Consider the following 20,623-nt stretch of genomic DNA (forward strand, 5'->3'; position numbering starts at 1 on the left):
TACATTTGTAGTGCAAATTTTACTGCCCCAAATTTGATCACTTCGTGACTTATTTGGGGCTTTTTCTTTGCACACTATACTGTGAAATACTTACTCAGATTGAGTTCTACATTTTCGGGAATACCCTTCACCGTTTCTGTTAATCAGCGTTGCTTCTGATCATTAATCATAACAATTATGCGGCGCCGGACTATTCCGGAAGCTATCTCAAAATACCTGGAGTCATCCTGTCCCGATTGATTGGGATCAGGATCTCCTCAATTCATTGAAAGATGCCGAAATAAATTCGGCATGACCGCATTGATTGCCTATTCGGAGATAGCTTGCAATAACAACCAGCTTGCAATTGCTCAGGCCTGTGCGATAGAAGGCCCGAAATTCATGGGTATCTTGATATCTTCGGCTTCCTGTATTTCACCATACATAGATTCAAACTTACGCAGGTTATCTGCCATAGCCCGCATAAATCGCTTTGCATGCTGTGGAGTAAGCACAATGCGTGCTTTCACTTTTGCCTTAGGCACGCCGGGCATCACTTTGATGAAATCAAGCACAAATTCCTGGTTGGAATGCTGAATGATAGCGAGGTTTGAGTATATGCCGTCTGCTGTTTCTTCACTCAGCTCAATATTAATCTGATTTTGCGGTTGCTTATCTTTTGGATCCATTTTGATTTTCAATTTACTTCAAAGTTAAACCCTCATTTTGCATTTCAAAGCATCAATGAGCTTCAGCCCGATGCTGCAAATATGAAGTTTTGTTCATGGTTTGCAATCTCCAATACAATCACCTGATTTTTACAGATGCAGGTTGCTGCCGGTCACCGTATTAATTAAAAAAAAGCCGTCCCGCGGAAAGCAGGACGGCTCATGAACCGTTTATTTCCAAATGTTAATCCAATCACTCGTCAAGGCTCGGAATCTCTCCCATCAGTTCGCGCTTGGAAGCTACCAGCTTATCATACTCTTCCTGTGAACCCACCACGATATTTTCGTAGTCTCTCAAGCCGGTACCGGCTGGAATCAGGTGACCAATAATTACATTTTCTTTCAGGCCACCAAGTTCATCCACTTTGGCATTGATGGATGCTGAACTCAATACCTTGGTTGTTTCCTGGAAGGACGCTGCGGAAATCCAGCTCTTCGTACCCAATGATGCACGGGTAATACCCATCAGCAGAGGACTGGAAGTAGCCGGCATTGCGGAACGATATTCTACAATTGCCTTATCCTGGCGTTTCAACACAGAATTCTCTTCACGTATCTGCCGCAGCGTTACAATCTGTCCAACTTTCAGGTTTGGAGAAGCGCCTGCATCCGTCACCACTTTCTTATCAAAAATCTCTTCATTTTCTACCAGGAACTCAAACTTATCCGCGCCTTCGCCTTCGAGGAATCGTGTGTCACCCGGATCTTCGATATGCACCTTCCGCATCATCTGCCTTACGATCGTTTCTATGTGCTTATCGTTAATCTTCACACCCTGCAAACGGTACACTTCCTGAATCTCATTCACCATGTATTCCTGCACCGCATTCGGGCCTTTGATGGCAAGTATATCATTAGGTGTAATGGCACCTTCTGACAGTGGCTGCCCGGCTTTCACATAGTCACCTTCCGCCACGAGGAACAGTTTTGACAACGGCACCAGGTACTTGCGCTGATCACCATCACGTGATTCAATGATGATCTCACGGTTACCGCGTTTTACAGCGCCGAATGAAACCACACCGTCTATCTCACTTACCACAGCAGGATTCGAAGGATTTCTTGCTTCAAACAATTCTGTTACACGCGGAAGACCACCGGTTATATCGCCGCGAAGCTTTGCAAGCGTTCTTGGAATTTTCACAAGTATCATTCCTCCTTCCACATCTTCACCTGCTTCCACATTGATGTGTGAACCTACCGGTATGTTATATGATTTATGTTCCTTGCCTTTACCAATAACTTTGATCGTCGGGATCTTCGTCTTGTCACGGGTTTCAATTATCACCTTTTCTTTGTGGCCGGTCTGTTCATCCATTTCTTCGCGGAAAGTGACACCTTCAATAATATTCTCAAATTCAATCTGTCCTTTCAGCTCGGAGAGAATCACAGCGTTGTAAGGATCCCAGGTACAGATGGTCTGACCTTTGGTTACCTTATCTCCTTCCTTTACTGTAATATAGGAACCATATGGAACGTGGTTAGCGATCAGCACCCTGTCTGATTTAGGATCTTCAATGCGTACTTCACCGGCACGGCCAATGGCCACCACTACCCTGTCTCCCGCGCCATTGGTATAAGTTGCAGTCCGCACATCTTCAAATTTCACCACACCATCAAACTTAGCTTTCAGTTCCGACTCTGTGGCCATACCTGAAGCAGCACCACCCGTATGGAACGTACGAAGGGTCAGCTGTGTACCGGGTTCGCCAATAGACTGAGCGGCTATGATACCTACGGAATCACCGATTTCCGTCCTGCGGCCGGTGGTGAGATTTCTTCCATAACATTTTACGCACACGCCTTTGCGTGATTCGCATGTAAGTACTGAGCGTATTTCGACAGTTTCAATGGCAGTTTCTTCAATCTTTGATGCAATATCTTCGTCAATCTCTTCACCTGCACTCACGATCAGTTCATCCGTTAACGGATCGATAATATCATACAGACTTACACGGCCAACGATACGGTCATACAATGGCTCCACCACTTCATCATTGTCTTTCAATGCAGAGATAGGAATACCGCGGAGAGTTCCGCAATCTTCTTCCATTATTACGACATCCTGTGCCACATCCACCAGACGGCGGGTGAGATAACCGGCATCTGCTGTTTTCAAAGCGGTATCAGCCAAACCTTTACGCGCACCGTGTGTAGAAATGAAATATTCCAATACACTTAGTCCTTCTTTCAGGTTAGCGAGGATCGGATTTTCAATCAGTTCACCTCCTGAGCTGCCGGATTTACGCGGCTTTTGCATCAGGCCGCGGATACCGCCCAACTGACGCACCTGTTCTTTGGATCCACGTGCGCCGGAATGAAGCATCATGTACACACTGTTGAATCCCTGCCGGTCAAGCTCCAAAGCCTTATTGAGAGTTTCTGAAATACGGTTGTTAACACGGGTCCAGATGTCAATCACCTGGTTATAACGTTCATTGTTGGTGATGAAACCCATGTTATAGTTGTTGGTAATCTCATCCACTTCGTCCTGTGCGCCTTTCAGCATTTCCTGTTTATTGTCAGGAATAAGAAGATCTGAAAGGTTAAATGACAAGCCGCCTTTGAAGGCCATAGTGAAACCCAGTTGTTTGATATCGTCCAGGAACTTGGCAGTAGTCGGAATGTCAGTTGCTTTAATGATGTCGCCAATAATATCGCGCAATGCTTTCTTAGTGAGCAGCAGGTTCACAAAGCCAGCCTCTTCCGGCACCATCTGGTTAAAGATTACACGGCCAACAGTAGTCTCAATCAGCTTCTCCGTAAAGGTGTCGTTCTCCTTCACCCTGGCCTTAACCCGGATCCAGGAATGCAGATCTACTTTACCTTCATTATATGCAATGATCACTTCTTCGGCTGAATAGAATGCCTTTCCCTCGCCTTTCATCTTGAGCGCTTTGTCGCTCTTCCTGCCCTTGGTGGTATAATAAAGTCCCAATACCATATCCTGCGATGGCAATGTAATTGGTGATCCGTTTTGCGGATTCAGAATATTGTGTGCTGAAAGCATCAACAGCTGCGCTTCAAGGATAGCTGCATTACTGAGTGGAACATGTACGGCCATCTGGTCACCGTCAAAATCCGCGTTGAACGCTCCGCACACCAACGGGTGAAGATGAATAGCCTTTCCTTCAATAAGTTTAGGCTGGAAAGCCTGAATGGATAAGCGGTGCAGTGTTGGCGCACGGTTAAGCATTACAGGATGGCCTTTCAGAATATTTTCAAGGATGTCCCAGATTACAGGTTCTTTGCGATCAACAAGCTTTTTGGCAGACTTTACTGTTTTCACGATACCTCTTTCAATCAGCTTGCGGATGATGAAAGGTTTGAACAGTTCTGCTGCCATGTCTTTTGGCAAGCCGCATTCATGCAATTTCAGGTCGGGGCCAACCACGATTACGGAACGGCCGGAATAGTCAACGCGTTTACCTAAAAGGTTTTGGCGGAAACGACCTTGCTTTCCTTTCAGCACATCGCTTAATGATTTCAGCGCGCGGCCACCTTCAGCTTTTACTGCATTTGATTTCCGTGAGTTATCGAATAATGAATCAACCGCTTCCTGTAACATGCGTTTTTCATTCCGCAGGATTACATCCGGTGCTTTAATTTCGATCAGGCGCTTAAGGCGGTTATTGCGGATAATTACGCGACGGTATAAATCATTTAAATCCGAAGAGGCAAAACGGCCACCATCCAATGGTACCAGCGGGCGTAATTCCGGCGGAACGACCGGCAAATACTGTACGATCATCCATTCAGGACGATTTGTGGCTCGTTCATTCGCTTCGCGGAATGCTTCCACCACACTCAACCGCTTGAGGGCTTCCGCCTTACGTTGCTGCGAAGTCTCATTGGCAGCCTGGTGGCGCAATTGGTAGGAAAGATCATTGAGATCAATACGTGCCAGCAAGTCACGAACGGCATCAGCTCCCATCTTAGCCAGGAACTTCCTGGGATCCATATCGTCGAGATGCTGATTGTCTTTGGGAAGCTGCTCGAGGATTTCGAGGTATTCTTCCTCAGTGAGCAGGTCAAGGTATTGTTTGTCTTCCCTGATACCCGGCTGAATCACCACATAGCGTTCGTAGTATACGATAGTTTCCAGTTTCTTGGAAGATAAACCAAGCAGGTAACCTATCTTATTGGGCAATGATTTGAAATACCAGATATGAACTACCGGTACTACTAGTTTGATGTGCCCCATGCGTTCACGGCGAACTTTCTTTTCTGTTACTTCCACACCACAACGGTCGCATACGATACCTTTGTAACGAATACGTTTGTATTTACCGCAGTAACATTCGTAATCCTTCACCGGGCCGAAAATCCGCTCGCAAAATAAACCATCACGTTCAGGCTTATACGTCCGGTAGTTGATGGTTTCCGGTTTCAGCACTTCGCCATACGAGCGCTCAAGGATGGAATCCGGAGATGCCAGTGAGAGGGTGATTCTGGTAAAGTTGGGTTTGATTTTAAGGTCTTTCTTGAATGGCATATGTTGATTTGTATTGTTCGTTAACAGTTCATTGTAATCGAATCAAGGAGACGAAGCAGCACAACGCTTCTTACACCTTAAATAAGCAGGCGCAAATAATTGAATTGCAATAGTTTGTGTTGAAGGGGGAAGTGATTGATAACCAATTGGAAACGCCTCCGTTTTTAAAGAACGGCAAAGATAGGATTCTTTTTACAAAGAAAGTAATGGAATTTAAAGAAAAAAGCATGGGTTGTCGGAAGCGTTTTCAGCTAATCACTGACTGTTAATTTGCCTTGAAAAAGCATATAGGTGTAACTGCAAAAGTGTATGTCAATTACTAAAACAAGGAGAGTTAAATTTTGAATATTGAATATTGAAACTACTCAACTCGCCTTTAGTCTGCTGATTCCGATTCAAAGAACGCTTACATTTGTAAAGGCCATGATCTCAAATTATGTCCCTGACGCACCAACTTACTGCCATATTATTTGCCGACATAGAAGGTTATACGGCTTTAATGGAGCGTGATGAAGACCATGCGCTGAGGGTCCGCAACAAGTTTGAACACCTTTTTAGATCTGAAATCAAACCAAATGCCGGCAAAGTTGTGCAGATGACAGGAGATGGCGCCCTTTGCATATTCCATAGTGCTATAGAGGCGGTAAATACAGCGATTTCAATACAAAAGCAGATGCAGGACGAACCGGAAGTGCCTGTGAGAATTGGAATACATTCGGGAGATATTATCGTGGAGGATGGCAATGTTTACGGCGATGGTGTCAACATTGCTTCCCGAATCGAATCCTTCTCGGTGCCTGGTGCCGTGTTCGTATCCGGAAAAGTGTACGACGAAATCAAGAATCAAAAAAACATCAGTACTGTTTCCCTTGGCAAGTACCGGCTAAAAAATGTAAAATCTCCTGTTGAGATTTTTGCCATCAGCAATCCCGGCCTCATTGTTCCGCATCGCGATACACTGGAAGGAAAAGGAAAACCCCTGTCCGACTATACCTTCCCTGTACACGGAAGATGGGTTGCAGCCATCGCAATTGTTGTACTGATTGTTTCGGGCATTATCTATCAGCAACAGTTTGTTCCTGCAGATAAAGACAGTGCCTCCCGTCCGACAGCGCTTGCCGTTTTGCCCTTCACCAACCTGAGCGCATCAAAGGAAGACGAATATTTTACTGATGGTATGTGTGATGAAATCTTAACGCAGATTTCTAAGATCGGGCAACTGAATGTCATGTCGCGAACATCCACTCTTCAGTATAAAGGCACCACACGATCAGTGAAGCAGATAGCGGATGAACTCGGTGCCGATGTGATACTGGAAGGATCAGTGCAGAAATCCAATGATCAGTTCCGGATCAATGTCCAACTGGTGGATGCCAGGAATGACAAACATCTGTGGGCGGAATCCTATGACAGGCCCACGAAAGATGTATTTGCCGTGCAATCAGAAATCGCCAAAAGAATAGCTGCAGCACTCAATGCCACTCTCACGGAAGAAGAGCAGTCACTGTTTGAAGTCGTGCCGACAGACAACCTGGAGGCATATGATTTCTACCTGCGGGGAAACAAATCGAATGCGGATTTCTGGAGATACATGATCAGTGAGCAAGGTTACCAGGCCAAGCGCATGTATGAACAGGCCATACGACTCGATCCGCAATTTACCGCTCCTTACCAGGCCCTCGTGGAGTTGCATGCAAGTGTCTACTGGGAACGCATGGTCATCAACAATGATGAATTCAGGCAGCAGTCGAAAGAATGGCTCGATAAACTGCTGGCTCTGAAAATTGATGATGTCTATACCCGCAATGCGCTGGCCATCTACAAATTCAAAAGCGAGGGTGATTTTGCCGGTGCGCTGGCTGAATTGAATATGGTTGACCGGAAAGCAGGCAACGGAAAATACACCTACCTGATGCGTGCCGATATCCTGCGCAGGATGGGGAAGATTGATGAATCCATCAGCTTTCTGAAAAAACAGGCGGCGCTTTTTCCGCGCCAGTCAAGGGGCTGGGCAGAACTGGCTGAAACATACAAGCTGAAACGTGATTTTGATTCCTGCCTCTACTACATCAATCTGGCTATTGAAATAAGTCCGGATGTTCCCAACTACTACACACTTAAAGCCATGTACTATGCAGAGCTGAATGGCGATGTGGACCGCGCTCAGTCCATACTGGATGATGCTGCGGTGCTCGTAGATGCTTCGCACTTCAGGAGTGATTACTGGTACTTCCAAACGCTGCGTGGGAATTTTGATACCCTGATAGCCGAAATGGCTGACTGCGAGGACAGCCTGGGCCGCATGTGGCAGTACAGTTTTATGCCCAACTCATTGTCAGCGGCAATGATGTGCCGCCTGCAGGGCAAGGATGAGCTGGCCGCATCCTATTTCAGGAATGCTGTTAAGGTCACTTCAGATTTGCTGAAAGCACATCCCGATGATTTCAGGTTGCATGCCGCACTTGGTGTTGCACTGGCTGGTTTGGGTGAAAAAGAAAATGCCATTGCAGCCGGCAACCGTGCAAGAATGATGATGCCGGTTACCCGCGATGCCATACTTGGTATTTCATCTACTGAATATATGGCACTCATTTACACGCAGCTTGGAGAGCAGGATCAGGCTATTGACATCCTGATTCAAATGCTCGATATGCCCTTTGGCTGGACCATGAGCAATACCATTCCGCTCTATAAAATGCATTACTATTGGAAACCGCTGAGGAATAATCCGCGCTTCCAGAAAATACTTCGGGAGTCAGCAGCCTAATGCTAAAGTGCTTCAAACTTCATCCCGCTGCACAACACAATACCAGCACCTCTGCAAGCGGTCTTCAAGATTTATGCACTGGATCGCGAATCCGGTAATCCAACTCGCCTTTAGATTTGTATGGTGAGTGAAATAAACATTTGTTTTAACTTTGGAATACACGGGAGCGGATGAAGAGATTATTCAGTGAAAGCGGTTTTATAAAAAATGCATTGCTTTAACGGCACAAGTCTGGCTTATGCCAGCGATGAGCGGTTGATCTCTGCTCAAACGAAAGGTTTGGTCATATTGCCTTCATAACAGCCTTGGGATGTTTCACCGTTCCGGAAGCAATACCTCGAGGGTCTTTCCTCCGTATCCGTATTTCTGATCGCGAGCCTGTACGACGACTTTTACGATGCCGTCCGGAATCTTTACAGAATGAAGATCACGGGTAAAAGGCTGCTCGGTTTGGTGATCGTGCAGCAGTTTGCGTTCTCCAAGCACTTTTCCTTCTGTGGTAGAGATGCGGAAGCCATCGGCGTACCTCGAGGGAGTATCATATGGCGAAGAAACTGTAACATCGAAATCGAAAACGCCAGGTGCCGCAACTTTGACTTTCACGCCTATTACGTCGGGAAATCGCTGCTCGGACTGTGACTGTGCTTGCGAAGTGAGGATGGCAAAGGCGACAACAACTAATGCGAGCCGTGTCCCACTCACTGCCGATGGATTCTCTGAAAGCACCTCGGATACTATGGATGGAGTCATAAATAGCCTGATTATTATACTGCTGCCGGTATCGGCATTGCTACAAATCTATCTCACATAAATCTAATGCCCAAGTAAATTTCAGCAGTACCACTGATGGCAGCTCTTTTTTGATCCGGTTTCATAAAATGCAAATCTGAAATTTCTTTCATTGGAGTTCAATTAAGGCGTATCCAATATGATTAAATGAGCCTGCTCTTGTTGTCAGGTGATCATGCCAAAACTTTTACAATATCCGTTGACGATACTGTTCTTTTAATTGCATCATGGCTGATCCCCGCTTGGCGCAATCAGTCCCGCGCCTTGCTCAGAACCTTGCCGGCGGAGAGCATGGCGGTGATGTAAATTTTAGCAGATTGACAATCTGATAATTGATAAGTGACCTCTATTAATTCCATTCTATAAACTCTTGTATCTTTCGAAAGAAAGCACTCATCAATTGTCCATCAAACCCAAACTCGGATTTTTTGATCTCACGATGATCATCATTTCAATGGTGATCGGCATCGGTATTTTCCGCAATCCATCCATCATCGCGCAACATGCCGGAAGTGCTACGGTCTTTTTTATTGCCTGGACAGCAGGCGCTTTAGTCAGCATTTGCGGAGCACTGACGTTTGCCGAAATCGGCTCGCGTTTCCCTGTAGCAGGTGGCTATTACAAACTCTTCTCGCTTTGCTATCATCCTGCTGTTGCATTCATGCTCATATGGACTTATATACTGTTGAATGCAGGATCAACTGCTGTAGTTGCGTTCACCGGCGCGCAATACATCACGCCGGTGTTGTTACCCGCATCACTTCAAAATGCAAATGGCGAAAAGATGATGTTCTTCTTCATCGTTGCCGTTTTGTTTGCCCTGAATTTTCTCGGCATCCGCATGGGAGCGCGTACACAAAATATCCTGAGCCTGGTGAAGATCGGGCTGATACTGGTTTTCATTTCTGCATTATTCTTTATTCCGCAGCAAGATTCCGTGCCTGTTGCTTTGCAGGAATCAACAGTAACCGGCAATCATCCTGCCGCTGCATTCATCAAAGCACTGGGCATGAGCCTGATCGCCATTTTTTTTACCTATGGCGGATATCAGAATATTGTAAACCTGGGAGCCGATGTGAAATCGCCGCAAAGCATTATTCCAAAAGCAATCCTGCTTGCCATAGGCATCGTTTTCCTGCTTTATTTCTCCATTAACATTGCTTATGTTAAGGTATTGGGCTTTGAAACCGTACAACATTCTCCTCTAATTGCCGCGGACCTTGGCAAGGTGCTTTTTGGCAATGCGGGTGCTGCATTTGCTTCGGTGGCTATTTTCATTTCTGTATTGGGATTTATCAATTCAGAACTGCTGCACAATCCGCGTGTGATGTATGCTATGGCAGAGGAAAAAATCCTTCCGGAAATTTTCATGAATGTGCATGCAAGGAAACAGGTTCAGGAATTCACACTGATCTTTTATACTTCGCTGATTGTGGTCATGTTCCTGCTCTTACAGACTTACAATGATTTACTCAACTATGTGATGTTTAATGATACCATTTCGCTGGCCTGTGCGGCTTTCTGCATTTTTATATTAAGAAGAAAGAAAACAGGTGATGCATCCAAAGGTTTCCGCATCAGGTGGTTTCCTGTTTTACCTATTGTCTTTATTACAATGCAACTGACAGTAACAGCTAATATTGTGTACAGTGATCCGGGGAATTCGCTGATTGGCTTTGTGGTGTTGCTATGTGGTTATCCGCTGTACCTGTTGTTGAAACGGTTTGCCTGAATGTGCTGATTCAACCGCTTACATTGCGTGAATTAACAGGGTACAATAATTACCGGTGTTAATTTTAAACCTAACTTTCGATCACTTAAATCATCAGCATGGATCTGTCGCATATCATCAATGAATTAGGTGAAGACCGCGAATCATATTTCGGTGCAGTTGCGCCACCCATCATTCAAACCAGCAATTTCGCTTTTAAGAACGCAGCACTGTTGCGGGAAGCGATGACGGATGAATTTGCCGCAAATCTCTATTCACGCGGTAATAATCCTACCGTAACCCTGCTCAGGAGAAAACTTGCAGCGCTTGATCATGCGGAAGATGCGCTGGTGCTTTCCAGCGGTGTTGCCGCCGTTTTTCTTGCCGTATTTGCCAATGTTAAACAAAGCGACCATATTGTATCTGTTGCAAAGCCCTATTCGTGGACTGACAAATTATTTAAAACATTATTACCACGATTCGGTGTTACCACCACTTTTGTGGATGGAACACAACTGGAAAATTTTGAACGGGCAATACAGGCCAATACAAAACTCATTTTCCTTGAATCACCCAACTCCTTCACTTTCGAACTGCAAGACCTGGAAGCAGTGGCAAGACTGGCAAAATCAAAGAAGCTGCTTACCATCATTGATAACAGTTACTGTTCACCGTTGTACCAGCAGCCCATCGATTTCGGCATTGATATTTCCGTACAAACAGCAACGAAATACATTGGAGGCCACAGCGATGTGATTGCCGGCGTGATTGCCGGTAAAAGCGAGATGATAGAAAAAATATTCAGATCCGACCTGCTCACTGTAGGTTCTGTTATCTCTCCGTTTAATGCCTGGCTGTTGATCCGCAGTTTAAGAACGCTGGAGATACGACTTGAACGTATTGTTCAAAGCACACAGCGCGTCGCACACTTCATGGAAAATCATCCCAAAGTTGAAAAGATATACTATCCGCTTTCACCTTCTTTTCCGCAATATGAACTGGCGAAAAAACAGATGAAGGCATCGCCGGGATTATTTACGGTAGTGCTAAAGGCAAATTCCATTAGTGCAGTGGAAAAATTCTGTAATACACTGAAACATTTCCTGATGGCTGTTTCCTGGGGCGGACATGAGTCGCTGATTTTTCCTTCGTGTGCAATCATCAAACCTGAAGATTTCAATCCGGACATATCAGCACACCGGATGGTGCGGTTTTATATCGGGCTGGAGGATGCAACGTACCTGATAAAGGATATTGAATCGGCTTTGGCGGAAATATGACTTTGTTACGTGAACAGGTTTTGTAATGAAGGCATCTCTGCGTACTGAAGCAGCAAACCGGACTAATCACTATTCGCTTCCTCTGTTTTCGCAGTTCCTACTTTTTATCCGGAGGAAGCAACGAAAAAGCATCTTTCAACTCATTTTTTCCGTCCATGGCCAATGCATACTGAAAGCCGGGTTGAATGGCGAAGGCCCCCACTTCACCTGCCTTATTAATGGCAAGGAATCCGACCTGTATGTCTTTGAAATTTTTCTGCCTGATGGAAATACGCTTCACGGCTTCTTCGCAGGCACGCTGCGGCGAAGCGCCCATGCGCATCATTTCCACAATGAGATGGCTGCCGCAGATTTTGATCACCGCCTCGCCCAATCCGGTAGCCGTGGCTGCTCCTACTTCGGGATCAACAAATAATCCGGCACCAATGATCGGAGAATCACCAACTCTTCCATGCATCTTATAGGCAAGGCCACTCGTGGTGCAGGCACCTGAGAAATTGCCGCGTTCATCGCGTAAGATCAATCCAATCGTATCATGATTCTCGACATTAATGACTGGCTTATAATCGGAGGTCTTCAGCCATTCCTCATATTGTCTTTTTGCCTCCTGTGATAATCCCTTGCGCTGCCGGAAACCATTCTGAATGGCAAACTGCAGTGCGCCATCGCCAGACAGCATAACATGCGGCGTTCTGTCCATCACGAGCCGTGCCACTGAAACCGGATGATCGATGCCTTCGAGAAAGCAAACGGAACCGGCATTACCGAACTCATCCATGAGACAGGCATCAAGTGTAACATGACCGTCGCGGTCGGGTAATCCTCCGAGGCCGACAGAAGTATTTCGCGGATCTGCTTCCACCACCATCACCCCTTCCTGCGCCGCATCCACCGGCCTTGCTTTTGCCTTGAGCATGTTCATGGCCTTTTCATTAGCCGGCAAGCCATGCTTCCAGGTGGAGATAACAATGTTGCCGTTTACAACGGGCGTCGTATTAGCTGAAGCTGCACTGCCGGTAAAGGGCGAAAAAAACATACCAGCCGTGGAAGCCATTGATACATTTCTGATAAATTTTCTTCGTGTAGCCATATCATTTATTTATGACAGTCGAGGTCGTTACCGGTATAGCGGCCACTGCTGTTAACTGTCCTATTGTATTTACTGATCACTGCTTTTGTCGAATGCCTCCCTGCTGAGCGGCATCAATTCATGAAATCCGCTCTTCTTCAGTGATGCATTCACTTTTGATAGCTGCGTTGCATAAATGTTATCCATACGGCGATGCGCCAAATCCATATCGTATTGCAATCCTTTAAAGCGGTCGAGCTGAGAGTCCGTTGGCTTTCCTTCAAAACTCATGATACTTCCATACAACGATCCCATCCTTTCGCGCAACCGCTCTTCGCCGGTGATCGCAGTGCCTTCTTTGGTGGCTACCAGCGATTTTCTTGCCGCAACCAGGCTATCCGACAATACACCCATCGACTGAACCAGCTTCTTATCCTTTGCCATCGGTTTCATTTTGGCAACTGAATCATTGAGGTCGATGAGCTGCTGATTCATAAAAGCCAATTCTTCAATCATGGCATAAAGATCACGCACCATTTTTTTCTGAACGGCACGGTCCGCGGCACTGTGAATAGAATTCGGATCAGCCTGCAGCACGATGTTACCTGAAAAAGATTTATCGCCTTTGATCAGTTTTACAGTGTACGTTCCCTCTTCTACCAAAGGACCGATGGTGCTGTTACCTTCTATCTGCGCTCCGATGGCTGCCCTTGGTGGCTTCATTCTCATCGGCCAGGTAACACGGTTGATGCCTTTGCGTTTCGTGCCGTCAATGGTTGTCATCAGCTTTCCCGCAGCATCATAAATCTCTATCTTCACTGCACCGGTTACTACACGGTCTTTCAGGTAGTATGCGATCACCGCATCTTCTGTCGGATTAGCGGCGGAGAAATCTCCAGCGGTCGTAGGATATGCGCCATCGTAAGCTGATAAAGAGACATGCTGAGGTGCTGACGGCAGAATGGTCGCTTCGGCATTTAAGACCTCAGTATTCAATGAGCGGATGGGTGTGATATCATCCACAATTAAAATTCCGCGGCCATGTGTTGCAAGAATCAAATCATGCTTAACCGGATGAATGGCGATGTCGCGCACCGGCGTATTGGGAATATTGCCGGTCATCTGTGCCCAGGATTTTCCTCCGTCAATAGAAACAAACAAACCGGTTTCTGTTCCAACGAATAAAAGGTTTCTATTCACAAGATCTTCCTTCACCTTATGCGCAGCACCTTTCAATCCTTCCGGACCTAAACGCATCCATGTTTTTCCACCATCATTTGTTTTGTACACATACGAATTCATGTCGCCGGTTGCATGTCCATCAAATGTGGCGTAACAAATCATCTTGTCAAATCGCGAAGGCTCGATACTGCTGACCCAGGTATTCGCAGGAAGCCCTGTAATATTTTTTACGGTATTCGTCCATGATTTGCCCGCATCGCTGCTGAGCTGGAGGTTACCATCATCCGTTCCCACCCAAACCTGATTTTCATCCAGTGGTGATTCAGCTACCGTGAAGATAGTACAGTGATTTTCTGCGGAAGAATTATCCACCGTAACGCCGCCCGATTCTTCCTGCTTTTGTTTCTCGGGATTATTAGTGGTGAGATCAGGCGAAATTTTCGTCCATGTATCCCCCTGGTTGGAAGTGACGTATAAAAACTGTGACCCCGCATATAACTTATTCGAAGGACTGAAATACAAAGGCGAATTCCAGTTCCATCGCAATTTAGCTTCGCCCGGCATCGGATAAGGTGCGATGTCTTTCTGTTCATTCGTTTTCATATTTCTGCGGAAAATATTTCCACCCTGGTATTCCCAGTAAACATAGTCTGTCATTTTACGGTCGGGCTGTACCCAGAAACCATCACCGAATCCAAGTGGTGTCCAGTCATTATTGTTAATGCCACCCGAACTTGCCGAAGGGCCTTTCCACGAACCATTGTCCTGCAAACCTCCATACACATTGTAAGGATCGGCTCCATCGAATGCAACATGATAATATTGCGCCAACGGCAATGTGTTGAGGAATATCCAGTTATTGCCTTTGTCCAGCGACATGTACACTCCGCCATCAGTTCCGAGATATAATTGGTTTGTATTGTTCGGATTAATCCATAAGGCATGATGATCGCTGTGCACCCAGCCGCCTGCAGCAGATGCTTCTTTAAAGGAATAGCCGCCATCATCGCTGATAGACAGTGTAAAGGCAGGGCGATAGATACGTTTCGGATTTTCAGGATCCACTTTCAAGACGCTGAAATAAAAAGGGCGCGCTGTTACATTGGCGGTAGTGCTTTGCTCTTTCCAGGTTTCGCCACCATCATTGGATAAATACAATCCTGATTTTTTCGATTCAACAATAGCGTATACATTCTGCGGCGAGCTGGGCGAAACAGCAATGACCACGCGACCGAGATCGCCGGCCGTGAATCCATTCTGAATTTTCTTCCATGTTTTACCTGCGTCTGAAGATTTATACAATGCACTTCCCGGACCACCCGAAGCGAATGACCAGGGCGTTCTTCTGAACTGCCACATGGAAGCATAAATTACATTGGGATTGGAAGGATCAATGGCAACATCCGCACAACCGGTTTTTTCATTGGTGTATAAAATCTTCTGCCATGTTTTTCCGCAATCGGTTGACTTGTATAAGCCGCGGCTCTTGCTGTCGCTCCACAACGGGCCCGGAGCTGCAACATAAATTACACTGGAGTTGGAGGGATCAATCGCAATTTTGCTGATATGTTCTGTACTGTCCAATCCCATTTTACGCCAGTTGGCACCGCCATCAAATGTCACATACAATCCATCACCGTAAGAGACACTGTTGCGCATATTTGATTCACCGGTACCCACCCAAACAGTGTCGGGATGGCGCTGATCAATCCTGATATCACCGATACTCTGTGTGTATTTATCGAACACAGGTTTAAAGAAAGTGCCGCCTGTGGTTGTCTTCCAGACACCACCTGCAGCACTGCCAACATAAATAGTTTTGGGATCGCTGTCTAATGCATCAATTGCTGCAACTCTTCCGCCCATAACAGCAGGTCCAATCTGCCGCGCTTCAATTGCGCCAAAAGTAGCTGAGGAGATGGAGTTTGTTTGTGCGCGCACAGTTCCGGCAGCAAAGAGTAAAAGGTAAAATGCCGTTGACAGATTTTTTTTCATAGTAATATCATTTTTCTTTCGTCCAACAAAAATTCATGATTAAAACAGCAACGCATGATTGCCTTATCAGCTGCTGCTACTGACCGATAGCAGCAAGCGGGTAATCATGCTACCATCGTGCACATAATTCAACGATTCTTTAGGCCGCCGGCCATTGCATCGTTTTTGACGCCCGGCATTACTTCTCCGGTGTCGTGGCTTTGGGCGGCATCACGTAGATGGCAGCATCAATCGGCGCATTCAACGCTACATTGTTCACCGTAATCTTCTGTGATCCTTCCTGACCGGGCGATTTGCTTTCAATGGAATGCGCCATGACCATTCCGCCTACATCTTTATAATCGCCGTAGATGGTTTCCGTCTGCATTTCCGTGTCAGACATTTTAATGGTTTGTGCCTCCTTCAGTATCAGGCCGGATTCAGCATCCAGAAAATAGGTGGTTTGTTCACCATCTTTCCCTGTCAGCGAAATTTTATTCACCGGTGTGCCTTCAAAATCTTCACTGCCTAAAAACTCGGCCGTATATCCTTTCTCTTTGTAGTTAAAGAGGTGTCCTTCGAAATCGGCCTGCTGCTTCATTATTTTCAGCTGATCACCATTCATAGGCTCGGGGTCTTTGGAGCCCATAAACGGATTGATCTGCCAGCCGGTGTTGCCATCCACCACTATCTGTTGCGTCATTCCCTGGAAGGTAGCTTCAATCTTCATCTTATCAGGCCGTGAGAAATAGTTGGTGAAAGGGATCTGAATACCGCCTCCTACATCTACGGTGCCGGTCATTTTAATGGTACTGATGGCTTTAACTTTTTCAAAGCCTCCAACAGCTTTAACGTACCGGCCAATGATTTCATCTGCACTTTGTGCGTTGGCGAATAATACTACTGAGAACAGCACAGCAGTAAGAAGCAAATTTTTTTTCATGTAAGGGTGTGAGTTTCAGGGGTTAGAAAATTAAGCATTGAATGATAAGTCGCATGCTGAAATGGAATGTTACAGCAAAGATGAAAAATTGAGGGGAAATGGGAGGAATATTCAATTAAAGTGAATTTTAAATAATCCAAATGCAGCCGAAAGTGGTCTTCCAGATATGAATGAAACGGATCTTAGCTGTCTTAACTCCGCGGCCGGGTGTATCGAAGAGAACACAGCGCACTTCAGCAGCCGTTAAATAAAAGTAACGATGTGTTCTTTCATTCATCAATAATTCATTGGAGCGATACAGGTTGTCGGGCTATGTCCCTCTTAAGCCTTAAATAAGGCCAGCAATGACGGAAGAAAACACTGATAGTATTTGTTCAATAATCATCATTGCTGCCTCTCAAAAACCTGAAATGCAAACGCATGCCTGTTCTTTTCATCAGCCTGATGGCGTTGTTCATTCACCATCTTCCAGTCATCTTCATTCAGTGCTGGAAAAAATGTATCGCCTTCAAAGGCATGAAAAATACGTGTGAGGTAAATACGGTCAGCCCACAGCACTGATTGCATAAAAATATCGCCACCGCCGATAATGAAAGCTTCCGGTTCTCCTTTTTCTGCCGCATGATCCAGCGCTGCTTTTAAATTGCCGACAACCGTACAACCGGGCGCAACAAAATTTTCCTGCCGCGTAATTACAATATTGGTTCTTCCCGGTAACGGTTTGCCTAAGGATTCATACGTACCACGACCCATGATTACCACATGACCGGCGGTGGTTTGCTTAAAATATTTCATGTCTGCCGGAAGGTGCCAGGGCAACTTTCCTTCCATGCCGATCACATTGTTTTCGGCAGCCGCCACAATCAGCGAGATGATCATACGGCGATGGGTGCTTTGATGGAAGGATGCGGATGGTAGTTTAAGAGTTCAAAATCTTCGAACTTAAAATCAAAAATATTTTTTACTGAAGGATTGATTTTCATCTGTGGCAGCGTGCGGAAATCGCGCGTGAGTTGCAACTGTGTCTGCTCGAGGTGATTAAGGTAAAGATGCGTGTCACCCAGCGTATGCACAAAGTCACCGGCTTCAAGATCGCAAACCTGTGCGATCATCATGGTGAGCAAGGCATATGATGCAATATTGAATGGCACTCCCAGAAAGACATCTGCACTGCGCTGATAAAGCTGACAGGATAATTTTCCTCTTGTCTCACCCGATGATACATCGGCCGGCGCTACGTAAAACTGAAACATCGTATGACAGGGAGGTAGTGCCATCTTATCTACATCCGCCACATTCCAGGCACTTACCATGAGTCGCCTTGAGTTCGGATTCTTTTTGATCTGTTCAATCACATTGCTGATCTGATCCACTGTTTGTCCGTCAGGTGTAAGCCATGAACGCCACTGCTTACCATACACCGGCCCCAGTTCCCCGTCTTCATCGGCCCATTCATTCCAGATGCTCACGCCGTTTTCCTTCAGGTACGCAATGTTTGTAGAACCCTGTAAAAACCAGAGTAACTCATGAATGATGGATTTGGTGTGCAGCTTTTTTGTCGTGAGCAACGGAAAGCCTTCTGATAAATCAAACCTCATCTGGTATCCGAAAACACTGATGGTGCCGGTGCCGGTACGGTCTTCTTTACGCACACCAGCATCTAAGATATGCTGGAGGAGGTCATGGTATTGTTTCATAGTAAAACTGAGCTGCTTCTGAAATACGATGTCAAATTAACAAAGTGCCAACGAGCGGGAATAAAAACGATATCCACATGAGGTGCGACAGCCGTGACAGGTCTGCTGCCGGATGAAGGATCCGCTGCATCATCAGATTTTTCTGCGCTTCATCTCTTTGCGCAGCAGCAGCAACTCCCTGCTTGTAGCTCCGGCCACAGATGTATTTTCCTGTGCCCTGCGCATGAGATACGGTACCACATCTTTTACCGGGCCATACGGAACATATTTGGTCACATTATAACCGGCATGGGCGAGGTTGAAAGTGATGTTATCGCTCATGCCATATAACTGGGAGAAATGAAGATGCGGATGTGAGGGGGTAATACCTTTTTCGGAAGCATAGACCGCTGCCTGCAAAGCACTATTTTCATTGTGTGAGGCAACGCAGCAACTGACAAAATCCACATGATCTAGGCAATAGCGCACCGCTGCATCAAAGTCACGGTCACTGGCCGCCTTATCAGGCTGAATGGGTGAAAGGTAATTCATTTCAGCAGCTCTCCTGCGTTCTCTTCCCATGTAAGCGCCACGTACCAGCTTCAGTGCATAAACAAAATTACCGGCCTTCGCCTTTTCCAGCGAATCTCTGAGAAACTGCAACCGGTCAACCCGGTACATCTGCAATGTGTTATAGACAATGGCTTTTTCTTTATTGTAAAACGACATCATCTCCATGGCCAGGTCATCCACCGGTTGCTGAATCCAGGTTTCTTCAGCATCCATCATCACACCAATTCCGGCATCATGCGCTGCCTTGCAGATTTTATGTATCCGGCCCTTTACCCGGTTCCAGGCAAGCGTTTCAGCATCTGAAAGGCCGGCACCTGCATGCAGTTTTTCCAGCAAACCAAATGCGGCAATGCCGGTAATTTTAATACTGATGAAAGGAATATGACTGTTCTCTCTGGCATAAGCAATGGCTTTGAGAAACTCGCCAACGGCAATATCAAACTCTTCATCGGTTTCCTTTGATTCTACTCCATAGTCAAGAATGGTTTCAACATGAAAAGCGGATAGCTTGCCGGTGACGGCAGAACATTCGGACAGTGTTTCTCCGCCGCAGAAATGTTCGAAGATGGTGGATTTCACCAAACCATGAATCGGCAGGTGCATTTTGAAAGCCAGTGGTGTGGCACGCGTACCGATTTTTACCAGCCAGTTTTGATTCATGAGTGAAAAAAGCCAGTATGATTTTTTCAGCTCTTTGTCTGATTTGTAGGAAAACGCGATTTCCGTGTTTTCGAATGAAAGTGCAGTTGTTGGAGGCATGAAGCAAATGTAAGGAATGAGGTTGTAAGGAGGTATGACGGGATGAAATATGTATGGGAGGTGCGGCGATGAAGGAAGATAGTAGTCATTGTGAAGAAGGTACTTACAGCATGACGGCATGTGATAGAGGTGAAGGAGTTGCCTGCGGTATGACGGCATGTGGTGGAGGTGAGGGAATTTGAGACAAGAGGCATTGTTAATGTGCTGTTAACTTCACCGCTTTTAAGAACTTTTGCTACTTTGGTCAAAAAAAAGAAATGAAAAACGCAGTACTTCATTTGAACTGGCCCATGGTGTTGGCCGCTACTGTAGCGTACTTTGCAATCGGTGCTGTTTGGTATACCGTGCTCTTCGGTAAATACTGGGCGCGTGCGCATAAAATGGATATGAATGACCGGAGCGGAATGGCCAGGTACATGATTATCGGCTTTGCCCTCACCTTCCTGATTGTTACCTGCACGGGTTTGCTGCTGAACTCCATTCGCTGCAAAGAACAGATGGATTGCTTTATGAGGAGTTATGTGCTGATCAGCGGATTTGTGGTGGGATTTGTTGGTATTGCATTGAATTATGGCAAGAAACCCCTTGGTGTCTGGTTTGTAGATATCGGTTACCACCTGGTAGGAATTTTTGTTGCTGCCATGATTCTTGCCAAGTGGGGAATGACTTCCGGCAGCATGTGATTTTTTCCTAAGCCT

The 20,623-nt window shown here is 46.0% G+C and carries 14 protein-coding genes; 5 read left to right on the plus strand and 9 right to left on the minus strand.

Translation table 11 applies throughout. The features are described from left to right. Positions 1–350: 350 nt before the first annotated feature. Complete coding sequence (locus K1X61_00005) at positions 351–668, minus strand: DUF3467 domain-containing protein (protein MBX7107005.1); 318 nt, start codon at positions 666–668, stop codon at positions 351–353. Positions 669–900: 232 nt separating this feature from the next. Further along, positions 901–5,202 carry a DNA-directed RNA polymerase subunit beta' gene (gene rpoC, locus K1X61_00010; GenBank protein MBX7107006.1) on the minus strand — a complete coding sequence of 1,434 codons (4,302 nt, stop codon included), beginning with the start codon at positions 5,200–5,202 and terminating at the stop codon, positions 901–903. 436 nt (positions 5,203–5,638) lie between these two features. Here rpoC and K1X61_00015 point away from each other — a divergent pair, with 436 nt between their 5' ends. Further along, positions 5,639–7,969 carry a hypothetical protein gene (locus tag K1X61_00015; protein ID MBX7107007.1) on the plus strand — a complete coding sequence of 777 codons (2,331 nt, stop codon included), beginning with the start codon at positions 5,639–5,641 and terminating at the stop codon, positions 7,967–7,969. 315 nt (positions 7,970–8,284) lie between these two features. Here the strand turns inward: K1X61_00015 and K1X61_00020 are convergent, their stop codons facing one another. Then, on the minus strand, positions 8,285–8,719 hold the full coding sequence (locus K1X61_00020) for a hypothetical protein (protein MBX7107008.1): 435 nt from the start codon (positions 8,717–8,719) through the stop codon (positions 8,285–8,287). 186 nt (positions 8,720–8,905) lie between these two features. Here K1X61_00020 and K1X61_00025 point away from each other — a divergent pair, with 186 nt between their 5' ends. The 3 genes from K1X61_00025 to K1X61_00035 all read left to right on the plus strand — a co-directional run bounded on the left by K1X61_00025 (position 8,906) and on the right by K1X61_00035 (position 11,749). After that, positions 8,906–9,064, plus strand: a complete 159-nt coding sequence (locus tag K1X61_00025) for a hypothetical protein (protein MBX7107009.1) — start codon at positions 8,906–8,908, stop codon at positions 9,062–9,064. 94 nt (positions 9,065–9,158) lie between these two features. After that, a complete protein-coding gene (locus K1X61_00030) occupies positions 9,159–10,490 on the plus strand; it encodes an amino acid permease (protein MBX7107010.1) in 1,332 nt (443 codons plus the stop codon). Positions 10,491–10,588: 98 nt separating this feature from the next. Then, positions 10,589–11,749, plus strand: coding sequence for an aminotransferase class I/II-fold pyridoxal phosphate-dependent enzyme (locus K1X61_00035; protein MBX7107011.1), 1,161 nt, complete (start codon positions 10,589–10,591; stop codon positions 11,747–11,749). Positions 11,750–11,846: 97 nt separating this feature from the next. On the opposite strand, the gene K1X61_00040 is transcribed toward K1X61_00035, so the two are convergent. The 6 genes from K1X61_00040 to K1X61_00065 all read right to left on the minus strand — a co-directional run bounded on the left by K1X61_00040 (position 11,847) and on the right by K1X61_00065 (position 19,925). Beyond that, entirely contained in the window at positions 11,847–12,839 is a 993-nt protein-coding gene (locus K1X61_00040) for a N(4)-(beta-N-acetylglucosaminyl)-L-asparaginase (protein ID MBX7107012.1), read from the minus strand. 69 nt (positions 12,840–12,908) lie between these two features. Further along, positions 12,909–15,995 carry a hypothetical protein gene (locus K1X61_00045; protein ID MBX7107013.1) on the minus strand — a complete coding sequence of 1,029 codons (3,087 nt, stop codon included), beginning with the start codon at positions 15,993–15,995 and terminating at the stop codon, positions 12,909–12,911. 178 nt (positions 15,996–16,173) lie between these two features. Then, on the minus strand, positions 16,174–16,917 hold the full coding sequence (locus tag K1X61_00050) for a hypothetical protein (protein MBX7107014.1): 744 nt from the start codon (positions 16,915–16,917) through the stop codon (positions 16,174–16,176). Between the two features lie 384 nt (positions 16,918–17,301). Continuing rightward, entirely contained in the window at positions 17,302–17,796 is a 495-nt protein-coding gene (locus K1X61_00055; GenBank protein ID MBX7107015.1) for a dihydrofolate reductase, read from the minus strand. Beyond that, a complete protein-coding gene (locus tag K1X61_00060; protein ID MBX7107016.1) occupies positions 17,793–18,614 on the minus strand; it encodes a thymidylate synthase in 822 nt (273 codons plus the stop codon). The genes K1X61_00055 and K1X61_00060 overlap by 4 nt, the downstream gene beginning before the upstream one ends. A gap of 132 nt (positions 18,615–18,746) precedes the next feature. Continuing rightward, complete coding sequence (locus K1X61_00065; GenBank protein MBX7107017.1) at positions 18,747–19,925, minus strand: proline dehydrogenase family protein; 1,179 nt, start codon at positions 19,923–19,925, stop codon at positions 18,747–18,749. A gap of 257 nt (positions 19,926–20,182) precedes the next feature. Here K1X61_00065 and K1X61_00070 point away from each other — a divergent pair, with 257 nt between their 5' ends. Beyond that, positions 20,183–20,608 carry a DUF1761 domain-containing protein gene (locus tag K1X61_00070; protein ID MBX7107018.1) on the plus strand — a complete coding sequence of 142 codons (426 nt, stop codon included), beginning with the start codon at positions 20,183–20,185 and terminating at the stop codon, positions 20,606–20,608. The last annotated feature ends 15 nt before the right edge of the window (positions 20,609–20,623 follow it).

Source organism: Chitinophagales bacterium, assembly GCA_019694975.1.
Lineage (GTDB): Bacteria > Bacteroidota > Bacteroidia > Chitinophagales > UBA10324 > JACCZZ01.

Excerpts from the sequence above, each read along its gene's own strand:
- K1X61_00050 (MBX7107014.1), bottom strand. The coding sequence starts at position 16,917 with ATGAAAAAAAATTTGCTTCTTACTGCTGTGCTGTTCTCAGTAGTATTA.
- rpoC (MBX7107006.1), bottom strand. The coding sequence starts at position 5,202 with ATGCCATTCAAGAAAGACCTTAAAATCAAACCCAACTTTACCAGAATC.
- K1X61_00025 (MBX7107009.1), top strand. The coding sequence starts at position 8,906 with ATGAGCCTGCTCTTGTTGTCAGGTGATCATGCCAAAACTTTTACAATA.
- K1X61_00045 (MBX7107013.1), bottom strand. The coding sequence starts at position 15,995 with ATGAAAAAAAATCTGTCAACGGCATTTTACCTTTTACTCTTTGCTGCC.
- K1X61_00035 (MBX7107011.1), top strand. The coding sequence starts at position 10,589 with ATGGATCTGTCGCATATCATCAATGAATTAGGTGAAGACCGCGAATCA.
- K1X61_00070 (MBX7107018.1), top strand. The coding sequence starts at position 20,183 with ATGAAAAACGCAGTACTTCATTTGAACTGGCCCATGGTGTTGGCCGCT.
- K1X61_00055 (MBX7107015.1), bottom strand. The coding sequence starts at position 17,796 with ATGATCATCTCGCTGATTGTGGCGGCTGCCGAAAACAATGTGATCGGC.
- K1X61_00020 (MBX7107008.1), bottom strand. The coding sequence starts at position 8,719 with ATGACTCCATCCATAGTATCCGAGGTGCTTTCAGAGAATCCATCGGCA.
- K1X61_00040 (MBX7107012.1), bottom strand. The coding sequence starts at position 12,839 with ATGGCTACACGAAGAAAATTTATCAGAAATGTATCAATGGCTTCCACG.
- K1X61_00005 (MBX7107005.1), bottom strand. The coding sequence starts at position 668 with ATGGATCCAAAAGATAAGCAACCGCAAAATCAGATTAATATTGAGCTG.
- K1X61_00065 (MBX7107017.1), bottom strand. The coding sequence starts at position 19,925 with ATGCCTCCAACAACTGCACTTTCATTCGAAAACACGGAAATCGCGTTT.
- K1X61_00015 (MBX7107007.1), top strand. The coding sequence starts at position 5,639 with ATGTCCCTGACGCACCAACTTACTGCCATATTATTTGCCGACATAGAA.
- K1X61_00060 (MBX7107016.1), bottom strand. The coding sequence starts at position 18,614 with ATGAAACAATACCATGACCTCCTCCAGCATATCTTAGATGCTGGTGTG.